The organism is Pseudomonas sp. SIMBA_067 (assembly GCF_046534675.1).
Taxonomy (GTDB): Bacteria; Pseudomonadota; Gammaproteobacteria; order Pseudomonadales; family Pseudomonadaceae; genus Aquipseudomonas; species Aquipseudomonas putida.
In genome coordinates this window covers 1-239 of the sequence record NZ_JAWRYH010001265.1, presented here as the reverse complement: position 1 = coordinate 239, position 239 = coordinate 1, and the positions used below count along the sequence as shown (strand labels likewise).

The following is a 239-nucleotide window of genomic DNA, read 5'->3' as shown; positions in this document are numbered from 1 at the left end:
TTAGTCGACTTAGACCCTTGTGATCAGGATGTGATCAACGTATTTGCTGATATAGATCGACTTATTAGTTCATTATATCCCGTAGCAACTTCACAAGCGCTTACAGTTAATGAGCTTGGTCAAACGAGCGTTTACGCTGTAGGGTTAAAAAATCAAGACGGAATAGTTGCCTGTGGCGCAATAGTAAAGCAATTTGATGGTAGCTGGTATGGCGAAATTAGACGGCTTTACGTAAAACC

General features: G+C 41.0%; 1 pseudogene. It reads left to right on the top strand.

The window, feature by feature from the left end:
* Positions 1–30 precede the first annotated feature (30 nt).
* A pseudogene (locus SB765_RS33360) lies at positions 31–239 on the top strand (hypothetical protein); the annotation flags it as partial.